Annotated in this window: 16 protein-coding genes and 1 pseudogene; 16 read left to right on the forward strand and 1 reads right to left on the reverse strand. The window is 71.6% G+C overall.

All coding sequences use genetic code 11. From position 1 onward, the window contains the following. Window positions 1–1,922, forward strand: a 1,922-nt coding sequence (gene ftsH / locus PV721_RS33005; RefSeq protein WP_319730846.1) for an ATP-dependent zinc metalloprotease FtsH, incomplete at its 5' end; no start/stop codon positions are given. A gap of 99 nt (window positions 1,923–2,021) precedes the next feature. Here the strand turns inward: ftsH and PV721_RS33010 are convergent. Next, window positions 2,022–2,699, reverse strand: a complete 678-nt coding sequence (locus PV721_RS33010) for a methyltransferase type 11 (RefSeq protein WP_319730848.1) — start codon at window positions 2,697–2,699, stop codon at window positions 2,022–2,024. Between the two features lie 130 nt (window positions 2,700–2,829). Between PV721_RS33010 and proS the strand changes: the two genes are divergently transcribed. The 15 genes and pseudogenes from proS to PV721_RS33085 all read left to right on the forward strand — a co-directional run. After that, window positions 2,830–4,242 (forward strand): proline--tRNA ligase, encoded by a 1,413-nt coding sequence (gene proS / locus PV721_RS33015; RefSeq protein WP_319730850.1) that lies wholly within the window; start codon window positions 2,830–2,832, stop codon window positions 4,240–4,242. A gap of 209 nt (window positions 4,243–4,451) precedes the next feature. Next, window positions 4,452–5,048 carry a hypothetical protein gene (locus tag PV721_RS33020; RefSeq protein ID WP_030708534.1) on the forward strand — a complete coding sequence of 199 codons (597 nt, stop codon included), beginning with the start codon at window positions 4,452–4,454 and terminating at the stop codon, window positions 5,046–5,048. A gap of 338 nt (window positions 5,049–5,386) precedes the next feature. Then, entirely contained in the window at window positions 5,387–5,824 is a 438-nt protein-coding gene (gene rpsP / locus PV721_RS33025) for a 30S ribosomal protein S16 (RefSeq protein WP_073776529.1), read from the forward strand. A 2-nt stretch (window positions 5,825–5,826) separates the two neighbouring features. After that, the gene (locus PV721_RS33030; protein WP_030011889.1) at window positions 5,827–6,066 is read left to right on the forward strand and encodes an RNA-binding protein; all 240 of its coding nucleotides are present in this window, start codon (window positions 5,827–5,829) and stop codon (window positions 6,064–6,066) included. Between the two features lie 81 nt (window positions 6,067–6,147). After that, complete coding sequence (rimM, locus tag PV721_RS33035; RefSeq protein WP_319730856.1) at window positions 6,148–6,717, forward strand: ribosome maturation factor RimM; 570 nt, start codon at window positions 6,148–6,150, stop codon at window positions 6,715–6,717. Then, a complete protein-coding gene (gene trmD / locus PV721_RS33040) occupies window positions 6,717–7,538 on the forward strand; it encodes a tRNA (guanosine(37)-N1)-methyltransferase TrmD (RefSeq protein ID WP_319730858.1) in 822 nt (273 codons plus the stop codon). Before rimM ends, trmD begins: the two co-directional genes overlap by 1 nt. Window positions 7,539–7,671: 133 nt before the next feature. Further along, complete coding sequence (gene rplS, locus PV721_RS33045) at window positions 7,672–8,022, forward strand: 50S ribosomal protein L19 (protein WP_030823745.1); 351 nt, start codon at window positions 7,672–7,674, stop codon at window positions 8,020–8,022. A gap of 44 nt (window positions 8,023–8,066) precedes the next feature. After that, the gene (gene lepB / locus PV721_RS33050) at window positions 8,067–8,849 is read left to right on the forward strand and encodes a signal peptidase I (protein ID WP_319730861.1); all 783 of its coding nucleotides are present in this window, start codon (window positions 8,067–8,069) and stop codon (window positions 8,847–8,849) included. Continuing rightward, a pseudogene (lepB, locus tag PV721_RS33055) lies at window positions 8,842–9,890 on the forward strand (signal peptidase I); the annotation flags it as partial. The gene lepB (PV721_RS33050) and the pseudogene lepB (PV721_RS33055), both read left to right, overlap by 8 nt. Continuing rightward, window positions 9,811–10,707, forward strand: a complete 897-nt coding sequence (gene lepB / locus PV721_RS33060) for a signal peptidase I (RefSeq protein ID WP_319730863.1) — start codon at window positions 9,811–9,813, stop codon at window positions 10,705–10,707. The pseudogene lepB (PV721_RS33055) and the gene lepB (PV721_RS33060), both read left to right, overlap by 80 nt. A 44-nt stretch (window positions 10,708–10,751) precedes the next feature. Further along, window positions 10,752–11,534, forward strand: coding sequence for a signal peptidase I (gene lepB, locus PV721_RS33065; RefSeq protein ID WP_319730864.1), 783 nt, complete (start codon window positions 10,752–10,754; stop codon window positions 11,532–11,534). Next, window positions 11,524–12,027 carry an NUDIX hydrolase gene (locus PV721_RS33070; RefSeq protein WP_319730866.1) on the forward strand — a complete coding sequence of 168 codons (504 nt, stop codon included), beginning with the start codon at window positions 11,524–11,526 and terminating at the stop codon, window positions 12,025–12,027. The genes lepB (PV721_RS33065) and PV721_RS33070 overlap by 11 nt, the downstream gene beginning before the upstream one ends. A gap of 55 nt (window positions 12,028–12,082) precedes the next feature. Further along, on the forward strand, window positions 12,083–12,391 hold the full coding sequence (locus tag PV721_RS33075; RefSeq protein WP_005311352.1) for a DUF2469 domain-containing protein: 309 nt from the start codon (window positions 12,083–12,085) through the stop codon (window positions 12,389–12,391). A 123-nt stretch (window positions 12,392–12,514) separates the two neighbouring features. Next, window positions 12,515–12,886, forward strand: a complete 372-nt coding sequence (locus PV721_RS33080) for a YraN family protein (RefSeq protein WP_319730868.1) — start codon at window positions 12,515–12,517, stop codon at window positions 12,884–12,886. After that, the coding region (locus PV721_RS33085; protein WP_319730870.1) for a YifB family Mg chelatase-like AAA ATPase at window positions 12,886–14,180 on the forward strand (1,295 nt) is incomplete at its 3' end. The genes PV721_RS33080 and PV721_RS33085, both read left to right, overlap by 1 nt.

The following is a 14,180-nucleotide window of genomic DNA, read 5'->3' on the forward strand; positions in this document are numbered from 1 at the left end:
CCGTACCTCCCCGCGACAGGGCCGACACCCCCTGGCGCTCGGAAGGCGCCCCGCCCACGCCTCCGCCGAAGAAGAGGATGCCGGGCGGCTGGAGGGGACTGATCCTCGCCGCCCTGATCGTCTACCTGGTGACCAACCTGGTGCTGTCCTTCTTCAACGAGGGGGACGAGCCGACCATCTCGTACACCGAATTCAGCAAGCAGGTGGCCGGCGGCAACGTCTCGAAGATCTACGCCAAGGGCGATGCGATCCAGGGCGAGCTGAAGGCCGAGCAGCCGCTGCCCGACGGGGACAAGGGGGACTACACCAAATTCGTCACCCAGCGCCCGGCCTTCGCCGACGACGATCTGTGGGCCGACCTCACCAAGCAGAACGTGACCGTGACGGCCTCCCCCGTCGTCGTGCAGCGCAGCTTCCTCGCCAACCTGCTGCTCTCCCTCGCCCCGATGCTCCTGCTGGTCCTGCTGTGGGTGGTCATCGCCCGCCGGATGGGCGGGGGGATGGGCGGCATGGGCGCCCTCGGCCGCAAGGCCCCGCCCAAGCCGGTGGAACTGGAGACGGGCGCCAAGCGCACCACCTTCGCGGACGTGGCCGGCATCGACGAGGTCGAGGGCGAGCTCAACGACGTCGTCGACTTCCTCAAGAACCCGCAGGCCTACCGGAGGCTGGGCGCCCGGATGCCCGGTGGGGTCCTCCTGGCCGGCCCGCCCGGCACCGGCAAGACCCTGCTCGCGCGGGCGGTCGCGGGCGAGGCCGGGGTGCCGTTCTTCTCCGCCTCCGCCTCCGAGTTCATCGAGATGATCGTCGGCGTCGGCGCCTCCCGGGTCCGCGAACTCTTCACCGAGGCGCGCAAGGTGGCTCCCGCGATCATCTTCATCGACGAGATCGACACCATCGGCCGGGTGCGCGGCGGCGGCGCGGCCATGGGCGGCCACGACGAACGCGAACAGACCCTGAACCAGATCCTCACCGAGATGGACGGCTTCTCCGGCTCGGAGGGCGTGGTCGTTCTCGCCGCCACCAACCGGGCCGACGTCCTGGACCCCGCCCTGACCCGCCCCGGCCGCTTCGACCGCACGGTGGCCGTCGCCCCGCCCGACCGGGCCGGCCGCGAGGCCATCCTGCGCATCCACACCCGGGACATCCCGCTCGACCCGGGCGTCGACCTCGCGCAGGTCGCCCGCACCACCCCCGGAATGACCGGCGCCGAACTGGCCAACCTCGCCAACGAGGCCGCGCTGCTGGCCGTCAAACGCCGGCAGGACCAGGTCACCCAGTCCGATCTGTCCGACGCCCTGGAGAAGGTCCAGCTCGGTGCGGAGCGGTCCCTGGTGATGCCGCTGGAGGAGCGCCGGCGCACCGCGTACCACGAGAGCGGCCACGCCCTCCTGGGCATGCTGCAGCCGGGCGCCGACCCGGTCCGCAAGATCACGATCGTGCCCCGGGGCCGCGCCCTCGGCGTCACCCTCTCGGCCCCGGACGCCGACCGGTACGCCTACACCGAGCCGTACCTGCGCGGCCGCGTCATCGGGGCGCTCGGCGGCATGGCGGCCGAGCACGTCGTCTACGACGTCATCACCACGGGCGCCGAGAACGACCTCGAACAGGTCACCAACATCGTCCGGGGGATGGTCGGCCGCTGGGGCATGAGCGACCGGGTCGGCAAGCTCACCGCCATCCCGTCCGACGGAGGTGGCCCCTACGGACTGTCCGCCGCCCCCGCCACCCTCGACGCGGTGGACCACGAGATGCGGCGGATCGTCGACGAGTGCTACGCGGAGGCCTGCCGCCTCCTGCGCGAACACCGCCCGCAGCTCGACGCCCTGGCCGAGGCCCTGCTCGCCAACGAGACCCTGGACGAGGCGGCCGCCTACGCCGCCGCCGGGATCACCCGCCTGACGAAGGGCCACGACACCGACTGACGCCGCGGCCGCACAGCCGCACAGCCGTGCAGTCGCATGGCCGCACAGCCGCACAGCCGTGCACTCGGATGGCCGTGCAGTCGTACGGCCGCCCGGCCGTTAGTCCACCCGGGCGATCACATACCGGAAGATGTTCGGCAGCCACACGGCGCCGTCGGACCGCTCGAACGGGTGAAGCGCCTCGGCCAGCTCCTTCTCCGCCAGCGCGGGGTCGGCCGCGCCGTCGTAGAGCCCGGTCGACAGCAGCCCGCGCACCGCGCTGTCCACGTCCGCGTACCCGAACGGGCAGAACACCCGCCCCGATCCGTCCGGTCTGAGCCCGGCCCCCTCCACCAGCGCGTCCAGGTCCCGCGGCGAGGGCCCGCCGCCCAGGACCGCGGGCACCGTGCAGCGCTCCGCCGGGCCCCAGTCGGCCAGCACCACCGCCCCGCCGCGGCGCACCGCGGGCAGGGCCGCGGCCAGGGTCGCCTCGGACGGCGAGAAGGCCAGCAGGGCGTCGTACGGGCGGGGCGCCGACGGCGGGGCCGCCAGTACCTCCAGCAGCCGCTCACGGGCCAGGGCCCGCCGGGCCGGATCCGCCTCCACGCCCGTGGCCACGGCTCCCCGCCCGGCCGCGAGCAGCAGGGCCAGGCCGGCCCCGCAGCCGAGGTCGAGCAGCCGGTCACCCGGCCCGACCTCCAGCCGGTCGTAGACCGCCTCGTACAGCGGTACCAGCATCCGTTCCTGGATCTCCGCCCAGTCCCGGGCGACGAGCGTCGCCGTCGGCGTCGGTGTCATCGAAGAGCGCTCCTGATTCCGTGTCGCCCCCTTGCCCCCGTTGCCAGAGAACTCCCCATTCGCCCCCGCGTCCAGAGGAGCGCGGCACCCGATTCACGCATCGCGTGCCCGGCGCCGTACGATTCGCGGCATGGCAAAGGCACCCGTTCTCACCCCGCAGGCGGAGGATTTCCCCCGCTGGTACCAGGATCTGATCAACAAGGCCGAGCTGGCCGACAACGGTCCGGTCCGCGGCACCATGGTCATCCGACCGTACGGCTACGGCCTGTGGGAGCGGATGCAGCAGGAGATGGACGCGCGCATCAAGGACGCGGGCGCCCAGAACGCGTACTTCCCGCTCTTCATCCCGCAGTCGTACCTGACGAAGGAAGCCGAGCACGTCGAGGGCTTCGCCCCCGAGCTGGCGGTCGTCACGCACGGCGGCGGCAAGGAGCTGGAAGAGCCGGTCGTCGTCCGGCCCACCTCCGAGACGATCATCAACGACTACTTCTCCAAGTGGGTCCAGAGCTACCGCGACCTGCCCCTGCTGATCAACCAGTGGGCCAACGTGGTCCGCTGGGAGATGCGCCCGCGCGTGTTCCTCCGTACGAGCGAGTTCCTCTGGCAGGAGGGCCACACCGCCCACGCCACCTACGAGGACGCCCGCGACTACGCCGCCCGCATCCACACGGACGTCTACGGCGACTTCATGACGAACGTGCTCGGCATCGACGTCGTGCTCGGCCGCAAGACCGCCAAGGAGCGCTTCGCCGGCGCCATCAACACCCTCACCCTCGAGGGCATGATGGGCGACGGCAAGGCCCTGCAGCTGGGCACGAGCCACGAGCTCGGCACCAACTTCGCCAAGGCCTTCAACACCCAGTACCTGTCGAAGGAAGGCAAGCAGGAGCTCGTCTGGCAGACCTCGTGGGGCGTCTCGACCCGCATGGTCGGCGGCCTGATCATGTCCCACGGCGACGACAACGGCCTCCGCGTCCCGCCGCGCCTCGCGCACGTCCAGGTCGTCGTCATGGCGATCAAGGGCGACGAGGCCGTCACCAAGGTCCGCGAGCTCGGCGCCCAGCTGAAGGCCGCCGGACTGCGCGTCCAGGTCGACGACCGCGTGGACACCCCCTTCGGCCGCCGCGCCGTGGACTGGGAGCTCAAGGGCGTACCGGTGCGCATCGAGATCGGCCCCCGCGACCTGGAGGCCGGCACCGCGATGCTGGCCCGCCGCATCCCGGGCGGGAAGACCCCGGTGCAGATCGACGCGCTCGCCGACCTGCTGCCCAAGGTGCTCGACGAGGACCAGGCGCAGCTGCTGCGCGAGTCCCGCGAGCGCCGCGAGTCCCGCACCTCCGACGTCTCGACCATCGAGGAGGCCGCCGAGGCCGCCATCGCCGGCGGCTGGGCGCGGATCCCGTGGGCGGACCTCGGTCCGGAGGGCGAGGCCAAGCTGGCCGAGCAGGCCGTCTCCGTGCGCTGCCTGATCGCCGAGGACGGGTCGGTCCCCGAGGCGGACGACGCTCCCGGTACCCTCGCGATCGTCGCGCGCTCGTACTGATCGGGCCCGAAGGCTCCTGTGCCCCGGCGTGCGGCTCGTGCCGCGCGCCGGGGCAGCTTCGTTCTTGGTCCTCGTTAAGTACCGACTCCTCCTGAGATCGACGCACCCGTCCTCGTCAGCACGCATGAGACTGAACTGACTGGTACGTGCAAAAAATTTGGAATGGCCCGGAATCGGAACACCCGGGCACCTCGGCTCGTTGTCACGACGTGAGCACGACACCACCTGTTCTCGCCGCAGAGCTGGCGCAGGCGTGGGCCGATATTCAGCGGCACCACCCCGAGCTGCCTGACCTTGCCGCGCCCGAGTCCCTGATCGGAGAGTCCTCGTCCGCCTGCGGCGCCGAGCTCTCCTTCGAGCGACTGCTGCACGAGGCAGTCCACGGCATCGCCGCCGCACGCGGGGTCCGAGACACCTCGCGCGCCGGCCGCTACCACAACCGCAGATTCCTCGCGATCGCCGAGGAACTGGGGCTGGACCACTCCGAGGAACCGCACGCCAGCAGCGGCTTCTCGCTCGTCACGCTCAATCCGGAGGCGAAGCGGCGCTACCGCCCCACCATCGAACGGCTGCAGCGCGCCCTGAAGGCGCACACCGCCGCCACCGCCGCCGACACCAAGCGCAGCTTCCGCGGACCGGCCGCCCGGCACGGCTCCTCCGGCGGCGGCGTGCGCGTCAAGGCGGTCTGCGACTGCGGGCGCAACGTGCGGGTGGTCCCCTCCGTGCTGGCCCAGGCGCCGATCGTGTGTGGCGGCTGCATGAAGCCCTTCCGCATCCCCGAAGTCGCCATCGCGGCGGCCTCCTGACCGCCCTCGCCGTCGCCACCGGGGCCACCGCCCCACGGCGAACCGGCCGCCCGGCCCTCGCCCCCACCGGGGCGACCGCCGCCGGCGCACACGCGGGCAGCCCGCACCGCCGCACCACCGGTGGGCCGTGCCCCGCGCCCCGCACCGCCGTCCTTGCGGTACCCCGTGCCCGCAGGGAGGGCGAGCCGCGGGCGTATGGCACAATGGCTAGCTGTACTCGACAGTCGCATAGGACCCCTCTCTCCTCCGGCTGACGCGTCCATCGGGCACCCGAGTACCGCAACCCCACGTGGCATCTCATGTGCCCAACCACGTCAAGTTCAGGAGACACCACTCCAGTGGCAGTCAAGATCAAGCTCAAGCGCCTCGGCAAGATTCGCCAGCCGCACTACCGCATCGTCGTCGCCGACGCCCGCACCCGCCGGGATGGTCGCGCGATCGAGGAGATCGGTATCTACCACCCGACCTACAACCCGTCGCGCATCGAGGTCAACGCCGAGCGTGCGCAGTACTGGCTGTCCGTCGGCGCCCAGCCCACCGAGGCTGTGCTCGCCATCCTGAAGCTGACCGGTGACTGGCAGGCCCACAAGGGTCTCCCCGCCCCCGCGCCGCTCCTGCAGCCGGAGACGAAGGAGAGCAAGCGTCGCTCCTTCGACGAGTTCGCCAAGGCCCTCGAGGGCATCGGCGAGGGCAAGGGCGAGGCCATCACGCAGAAGAAGAAGGCCGACAAGAAGGCGGACGAGGCTGAGGCCGCCGCCGAGTCGACCGAGGCCTGAGCATGCTCGAGGAGGCTCTTGAGCACCTCGTAAAGGGCATTGTGGACAACCCCGACGAAGTGCAGGTCGCCTCGCGCAACCTGCGCCGTGGGCAGGTGCTCGAGGTCCGGGTTCACCCCGACGACCTCGGCAAGGTGATCGGCCGCAACGGCCGCACCGCACGTGCTCTGCGTACCGTCGTGGGCGCCATCGGCGGCCGTGGGATCCGCGTCGACCTCGTCGACGTGGACCAGGTCCGCTGAGTATTTGAATCACCGGCACGGGCCGGGGAGGGCATTCGTGCCCGCCCCGGCCCGTCGTCGTCTGAACAGGAGAGACACACAGTGGAGCTGGTAGTCGCGCGGATCGGCCGCGCCCACGGCATCAAGGGTGAGGTCACCGTCGAGGTGCGCACGGACGAGCCGGAGCTGCGGCTCAGCCCCGGCGCCGTGCTCAAGACGGAGCCCGCCACGGCGGGACCGCTGACCATCGAGACGGGCCGGGTGCACAGCGGCCGGCTGCTGCTCCGCTTCGCCGGCGTCAAGGACCGCACCGGGGCCGAGGCGCTGCGCAACATCCTGCTGATCGCCGAGGTGGACCCGGCGGAGCTGCCGGAGGAGGAGGACGAGTACTACGACCACCAGCTGATGGACCTGGACGTGGTACTGGAGGACGGCACCGAGATCGGCCGGATCACCGAGATCTCCCACCTGCCCTCGCAGGACCTCTTCATCGTCGAGCGGCCGGACGGCTCCGAGGTGATGATCCCCTTCGTCGAGGAGATCGTCGCCGAGATCGACCTGGAGGAGCAGCGCTGCGTCATCACCCCGCCGCCCGGGCTGATCGACGAGCGCGAGGCCGTCATCGACTCGAGCCGTGACGAGGACTCCGAGGGCTCCGGGGACGACGCCTGATGCGTCTCGACGTCGTCACGATCTTCCCCGAGTACCTGGAGCCGCTGAACGTCTCCCTCGTCGGCAAGGCCCGTGCTCGCGGGCAGCTCGACGTACACGTCCACGACCTGCGGGACTGGACGTACGACCGGCACAACACCGTCGACGACACCCCGTACGGCGGCGGTCCCGGCATGGTCATGAAGACCGAGCCGTGGGGCGAGGCCCTGGACGCGGCGCTGGCCGACGGCTACGAGGCGGGCGCGCACGGGCCCGTCATGGTCGTCCCCACGCCCAGCGGCCGCCCCTTCACCCAGGAACTGGCCGTCGAGCTCTCCGAGCGGCCGTGGCTGATCTTCACCCCGGCCCGGTACGAGGGCATCGACCGCCGGGTCATGGACGAGTACGCCACCCGCATGCCGGTGTACGAGGTCTCCATCGGCGACTACGTCCTGGCGGGCGGCGAGGCCGCCGTCCTGGTCGTCACCGAGGCCGTGGCCCGGCTGCTGCCCGGGGTGCTCGGCAACGCCGAATCGCACCGCGACGACTCCTTCGCGCCGGGCGAGATGGCCAACCTGCTGGAGGGGCCCGTCTACACCAAGCCCCCGCAGTGGCGCGGCCGGGACATCCCCGAGGTGCTGCTCAGCGGCCACCACGGGAAGATCGCCCGCTGGCGCCGGGACGAGGCCTTCCGCCGGACCGCGCAGAACCGTCCGGACCTGATCGAGCGCTGCGAGGCCTCCGCCTTCGACAAGAAGGACCGGGAGATCCTCTCCATCCTGGGCTGGACGCCGTCCGCGGACGGCCGATTTTGGCTCAGGCCCGAGGCCGTGGAAGAATAGGCGGCTGCTGTGTGCTCGCGGGCGCCCCTGCCACAGGGGGACCGTCGTCCGCCGAGTGTCGCGGCTCCCGAATTCTCTACGGAAACCCGCACCGGCGACCTGTGGCGTCGTGCGAAGAAAGCAGACGAACAACATGTCTCACCTGCTCGATGGCGTCAACGCCGCCGCGCTCCGCTCGGACGTCCCGGCCTTCCGCCCGGGTGACACGATCAACGTGCACGTCCGCGTGATCGAGGGCAACCGCTCCCGTATCCAGCAGTTCAAGGGCGTCGTCATCCGTCGCCAGGGCGCCGGGGTCTCCGAGACCTTCACCGTCCGCAAGGTCTCCTTCAGCGTCGGCGTGGAGCGTACCTTCCCGGTCCACTCCCCGATCTTCGAGAAGATCGAGCTCGTCACCCGCGGTGACGTGCGTCGTGCGAAGCTGTACTACCTCCGTGAGCTCCGCGGCAAGGCCGCGAAGATCAAGGAGAAGCGCGACAAGTAAGGTCGCCTCCGGCGTTCCGGGGCGGCCGGATAGGCTCGCCCCCGATGGACACCGAAGCACCTCACACGCAGCGCGGCCACTCTTCCCCCGGCGAGGGGGAGGAGCGGCCGCGTTTTGCGTTCTCCAGGACCGGGGAGCCGGCGGTGGGGAGGCGGGCGTCCGGGCGGCCCGCGAAGGGGCGGGCGCTGTCCCGGGGGCCCCTGACCTGGCGACGGGCCGGCGTGCTCGGTGTGATCTGCACCGTCTTCCTGCTGCTGTTCAGCAACTTCGTGGTCCAGCCCTTCCTGATCCCGAGCCGCTCCATGGAGCCGACGCTCCAGGTCGGGGACCGGGTGCTGGTCAACAAGCTGGCATACCGTTTCGGCGACCGGCCCAGCCGCGGGGACCTGGTGGTCTTCGACGGCACGGGCTCCTTCGTACGGGAACGCCCGGACGGCAATCCGGTCGGCGTGCTGCTGCACGGCGCGGCCTCGGCGCTCGGGCTCGCGGAGCCGTCCGACACCGACTTCGTGAAGCGGGTCGTGGGCGTCGGCGGGGACGACGTGGTGTGCTGCGACGCCGGCGGGCGGGTCCAGGTCAACGGCGTGCCGCTGGACGAGCCGTACCTGTATCCCGGTGACGCCCCCTCGAGGGTGCCGTTCCGGATCGTCGTACCCCTGGGGAGGCTGTGGGTGATGGGTGATCATCGTTCCCAGTCCCGGGACTCGCGGGACCACCTGGGGGAACCGGGCGGGGGGATGGTGCCGGTGGAGAACGTGATCGGGCGGGCCGACTGGATCGGCTGGCCGGTTTCGCGCTGGGGCGCCGTCGGCGGCGGTCATGGGTAGCCGCGGCCGGCCGCGCGGCGGACGGAAGCGGGAGCCCGAACCGGAGCCGGAGCCGACGCCCGTACCGGTGGTCGAGGGCGGCCGTGCCGAACGGCGCCGGACGGCCCGCAAGGTGCGCCGGCGCCGCCGCACGCGCCGCGCGGGCGAGCTGCCCCTGCTGGTCGGGGTGGCCCTGTGCATAGCCCTGCTGCTCAAGACCTTCCTGGTGCAGGCCTTCTTCATCCCGTCGGGCTCGATGGAGCAGACCATCCGCATCGGCGACCGGGTCCTCGTGGACAAGCTCACCCCGTGGTTCGGCTCCAAGGTCGAGCGCGGCGACGTCGTCGTGTTCAAGGACCCCGGCGGCTGGCTCAGGGGCGAGGCGGCCCGGCCCGCCCAGGATCCGGTCGGCGTCAAACAGATCAAGCAGGGCCTGACCTTCATCGGCCTGCTGCCCTCGGCCGACGAGCAGGACCTCATCAAGCGCGTCATCGGCGTGGGCGGGGACACCGTCAAGTGCTGCGACGGCAGGGGCCGGGTCACCGTCAACGGCTCGCCGCTGGACGAGCCGTACGTGAACCCGGGCAACGCCCCCTCGGACATCACCTTCGAGGTCGACGTGCCGCCCGGCCGGCTCTTCGTGATGGGCGACCACCGGGCGAATTCCTCGGACTCACGCTTCCACCTCGACGAGGCCTTCGAGGGCACCATCGCCGAGAACGGGGTCGTGGGCGAAGCCGTGGTGATCGCCTGGCCGTTCGGGCACTGGAAGCGACTGGAACAGCCCGCGACGTTCCGCATGGTGCCCGATCAGGCACGGAGTCAAGGACGCGGACGGCGTAGGCGCCGTCCGGGCGTGCCGTTCGCATAGTGTGTCTTCGGTCTCCCGCGCCTTAGGGAACTCCCGCTCGTTAAGGGAGGGGAGGGCCCGTGCCTGTTTCGGCCGGGCGGTGATCGCGAGTGAGGAGTGGATGTGGGGGATGTGGCGGTAGGCGCACGTTCCGGACGCGACGAGGGCGAGGAGCGGCCGGACGATGCAGTCGAGCGCGAGGCCGACGAGGACGGTACCGCGGCGCCCGCGCACCGCTCTTTCTGGAAGGAGCTTCCGCTCCTCATCGGCATCGCCCTGCTGCTGGCCCTGCTGATCAAGACCTTCCTGGTCCAGGCGTTCTCGATCCCGTCCGACTCGATGCAGGACACCCTGCAGCGCGGGGACCGGGTGCTGGTGGACAAGCTGACCCCGTGGTTCGGTTCCGAGCCGGAGCGCGGTGAGGTCGTGGTCTTCCACGACCCCGCGAACTGGCTCTCGGGGGAGCCCACTCCGGAGCCGAACCTCGTGCAGAAGGCCCTCAGCTGGATCGGCCTGATGCCGTCCGCCGAGGAGAAGGACCTGATCAAGCGGACGATCGCCATCGGCGGCGACACGGTCGAGTGCAAGAAGGGGGGACCGGTCGTCGTCAACGGCAAGGCGCTCGACGAGCCGTACATCTACCCCGGCAACACCGCGTGCGACGACGCCCCCTTCGGTCCGATCACCGTGCCCAAGGGCAAGATCTGGGTGATGGGCGACCACCGGCAGAACTCCCAGGACTCCCGCTACCACATGCAGGACCCCACCCAGGGCTTCGTGCCGGTCGACAAGGTCGTCGGCCGGGCCGTCGTGATCGCGTGGCCGATCACCCGCTGGTCGACCCTGCCGATCCCGGACACCTTCGACCAGCCGGGCATCGGCAACCAGGCCGCCGCGACCGCGCTCGGTCTCGGGGCCGCCGGGCTGGCGCCGGTCGGGCTGGGCCCGGCCGCAATGGGGCTCGTCGGGGCGGTTCCGCTCGTCATGTGGCGCAGGCAGAGGCTGACCACCGGTCGTACCGCCCGGTAGGGTGCCGCCCAGGTCGACGATCCCGGAAGTGTGGGGGCGCTGCAATGGGCGGAACACAGGCAATACGCAGTGGCAAGGATGGCCGCGGCGGTCCCGGCAATGTGCTGTCGGGACTCGCCGTGGCCATCGGCTTTGTGCTCTTCCTCGGCGGCTTCGTCTGGGGGGCGTTCCTCTACCAGCCCTACACGGTGCCGACCGACTCGATGATGCCGACCGTGCGGCCCGGGGACCGGGTGCTCGCGCAGCGCATCGACGGCGGGGAGGTGCGCCGCGGGGACGTCGTCGTCTTCACTGATTCCATGTGGAGCGATTCGCCCATGGTCAAGCGGGTCGTCGGCATCGGCGGCGACACCGTGAAGTGCTGCGGCGCGGGCGGCGAGCTGACGGTGAACGGCACGCCGCTGGACGAGCCGTACGCCGACACCACCCGGCCCGATACCGGTCTGGCCATGCCTCCGGGGCAGGCCCCGCCGCCCGGCACCCCCTTCGAGGTGACGGTCCCCGAGGGGAACCTCTTCCTGCTGGGCGACCGGCGGGCCGCCTCACTGGACTCCAGGGCCCACCTGCAGGAGGCCGGGCAGGGGACCGTGCCGAGGTCGGCCGTCAGCGCCCGCGTCGACGCCCTGGCCTGGCCTTCCGTGAAGATGCTGGAGCGTCCGGAGACGTACGCCGCCCTGCCCGGCGGGATCTCGCGGCCCGGGCCGCTGCGGCTCCAGCTGGCGGCGGTGGTGGCGGGCGCCGCCCTGGTCCTGCTGGGGGCCGCGTACGGGCCCGTGGCACGCATCCTGGGGCGCAGGCGGGGGCAGGAGCGGGCCGGTGTCAGCTGACCCGGCCGGTACCGGCCGCCGGAAGGTGTCGCGGGTGATCCTCCTGGACCCGGACGACCGGATCCTGCTGCTGCACGGCTTCGAGCCGGCGGACCCGTCGGACGACTGGTGGTTCACCCCGGGGGGCGGGCTGGAGGGCTCCGAGAGCCGGGAGCAGGCCGCGCTGCGCGAGCTGGCGGAGGAGACCGGGATCACAGAGGTGGAGCTGGGGCCGGTGCTGTGGCACCGCTACTGCTCGTTCCCCTTCGACGGGCGCCGCTGGGAGCAGGACGAGTGGTACTTCCTGGCGCGTACCAGCCAGACGGCGACCGAGATGGGCGGGTTCACCGAGCTGGAGCGGCGCAGCGTCACCGGAGCCAGGTGGTGGACCTCCGAGGAACTTCTCTCGGCCCATGAGACGGTGTACCCGACCAGACTCGCCGAGCTGCTCCGTACGCTGCTCGACGACGGTCCTCCGGGTGCGCCGGTGGTCCTGGCCCCGGAAATCGTTTAGGGGCGCATGGGCCTGGCGCACAATAGGGGGACGCACGGCTGAAGGGGAACATGCCATGAGTGCCGAGGACCTCGAAAAGTACGAGACCGAGATGGAGCTGAAGCTCTATCGGGAGTACCGCGACGTCGTCGGGCTGTTCAAGTATGTGATCGAGACCGAACGCCGTTTCTACCTCACCAACGACTACGAGATGCAGGTGCACTCGGTCCAGGGTGAGGTGTTCTTCGAGGTCTCGATGGCCGACGCGTGGGTCTGGGACATGTACCGGCCGGCCCGCTTCGTGAAGCAGGTCCGGGTGCTGACCTTCAAGGACGTGAACATCGAGGAGCTCAACAAGAGCGACCTCGAACTGCCCGGCAGCTGAGCCTCTTCACCTGAGCTTCTTCACCCGGGAGGGTGAGGAGGTTTTCCACAACGGCCGGCCTGTCCACCAAGATCCACAAGGGGGGCGGGGACGCGGGACCGTCGGTGCCGGAGGTGGTGCCGGATGAACGCGAAGGGCGTGGCACAGCAGGCGTTGGGGCGGTACGGCGAGGAACTCGCCGCACGGCGGCTGACCGAGGCCGGCATGACGGTGATCGCACGGAACTGGCGGTGCCGCGGCGGGGAGATCGACATCGTCGCGCGGGACGGGGACGCCCTCGTCGTGTGCGAGGTCAAGACCCGCCGGGCGGGTGACTTCGAGCATCCCATGGCCGCCGTGCGGCCCGCCAAGGCCGAGCGCTTACGGGGGCTCGCCGGGCGGTGGCTCGCCGACCACGGCGGACCGCCCCCGGGCGGCGTCCGCATCGACCTCGTCGGAGTCCTTCTGCCGCGGCGCGGTGCGCCCCTGGTGGAACACGTCAGGGGGGTGGCCTGATGGGGTTCGCTCGAGCCTGCTCGGTGGCCCTGATCGGCGTCGACGGGGTGGTGGTCGAGGTCCAGGCCGATCTGGAGCCCGGGGTCGCGGCCTTCACCCTGGTGGGGCTGCCGGACAAGACCCTGGTCGAGAGCCGGGACCGGGTGCGAGCGGCCGTGGTCAACTCGGGGGCGGCCTGGCCGCAGAAGAAGCTCACGGTCGGGCTCAGCCCGGCCTCCGTGCCGAAGTCCGGCGCCGGCTTCGACCTGGCCGTCGCCGCGGCGGTGCTCGGGGCGGCCGAGGTGGTCGACCCGGGGGCCATCGCCGACCTCGTCCTCATCGGGGAGCTGGGGCTGGACGGCCGGGTCCGTCCGGTCCGGGGGATCCTGCCGGCGGTCCTCGCCGCGATGGAGGCCGGATACCGGCAGGTGGTGGTGCCGCAGCAGTGCGCCGCCGAGGCCGCGCTCGTACCGGACGTCTCGGTGCTCGGCGTGCGCAGCCTGCGCCAGCTGATCGCCGTCCTGACCGGCGGGGCGGTCCCCGAGGCGGATCCGCCCGACCCGCCGGGGCGCCCCGATCCGATACTGGCCGGCCTGCTGGTCCCGGGTGCGGGGCTGGGCACGGGTCTCGCCCCGGGCCGCTCCGGCCGGGGGGACGCCGCGGACTTCCCCGACCTCGCCGACGTGGCCGGGCAGCACACGGCGCGCCGCGCCCTGGAGGTGGCGGCCGCCGGAGGGCACCACCTCTTCCTCAGCGGACCCCCGGGCGCGGGCAAGACGATGCTGGCCGAGCGGCTCCCCTGGATCCTGCCGCCGCTCACCCGGCAGGACTCCGTGGAGGTCACGGCCGTCCACTCGGTCGCGGGGATCCTCCCGCCCGGCGAACCGCTGGTCGCCCGGCCGCCGTACTGCGCACCGCACCATTCGGCGACCATGCAGTCCCTGGTGGGCGGCGGGACCGGGATCCCCAGGCCCGGAGCGGTCTCCCTGGCGCACCGCGGCGTGCTCTTCCTTGACGAGGCCGCGGAGTTCCACAGCCGGGCCCTGGACGCGCTGCGCCAGCCCCTCGAATCGGGACAGGTGGTCATCGCCCGGGCCGCGGGCGTGGTGAGGCTGCCGGCCCGGTTCCTGATGGTGCTCGCCGCGAACCCCTGCCCGTGCGGGCGCCACACCCTGTTGGGAGCCGGGTGCGAATGCCCGCCCTCGGTGATCCGGCGCTATCAGGCACGGCTGTCCGGGCCGCTGCTCGACCGGGTGGACCTGAGGGTGGAGGTGGAGCCCGTCACCCGGTCCGATCTGCTGGGGCGGGGCGGGCG

This window comes from Streptomyces sp. MB09-01 (genome assembly GCF_033794505.1).
Classification (GTDB): domain Bacteria; phylum Actinomycetota; class Actinomycetes; order Streptomycetales; family Streptomycetaceae; genus Streptomyces.